Here is a 637-nt window from a genome sequence, read left to right as displayed (position 1 = left end):
CGTCGGGGGCAGTGTGGTCCAGCTCAAGAACACCCCTGGCAAACCCTGGCGGGCGTCGCTGTCGCGCAACAACAACGGCCAGGCCAGCACCGGCGAGCAGCAGTGGGGCCTGGGTTTCGAATGGGACAACCCCCTGGGGCTGGCCGATCAGCTGGTACTGCGCGGCGGTCACGACGGGGTGAGCGATAGCCACCAGCTGTCGAAGAATGGCTATCTGGCCTACAGCCTGCCCTGGGGCTGGTGGACCTTCGACTACAACTACAGCCAGAGCCGCTATCGCTCCCAGGCCGAGTCGAACGGCTTCGCCTTCGAGCAGAGTGGCCAGAGCGAGAACCAGCAATTCAAGGCCGAGCGAGTGGTGCACCGCGACGCCGTGAGCAAGACCGCGCTGAGCAGCGGCTTGTCCCTGCTGCACACCGACAACTACATCGAAGACAGCCGCCTCGCCGTCAGCAGCAACCGCATCACCGAGTTGCAGGTCGGGTTCAACCATGGCCGGCGCTTCGGCAATGCCTTCGTCAACCTCGACCTAGGCTGGCAGCGCGGCATCGGCGCCTTCGCCGCCCAGGGCGACCTCACCCACGGCCCCGGCCAGCCCACGGCGCGCTACCGCAAGTACACCGCCACCCTGAGTTAC

Annotated in this window: 1 protein-coding gene; it reads left to right on the top strand. The window is 66.4% G+C overall.

From position 1 onward, the window contains the following. Positions 1-637 (top strand): ShlB/FhaC/HecB family hemolysin secretion/activation protein (locus RND78_RS27880; RefSeq protein WP_312733463.1); only part of this gene is annotated, 637 nt, incomplete at both ends.

This window comes from Pseudomonas oryzihabitans, from assembly GCF_032027545.1.
Classification (GTDB): domain Bacteria; phylum Pseudomonadota; class Gammaproteobacteria; order Pseudomonadales; family Pseudomonadaceae; genus Chryseomonas; species Chryseomonas oryzihabitans_F.
Note: the sequence above shows the minus strand (reverse complement) of the source record. Positions and strands in the feature narration are given on the sequence as shown.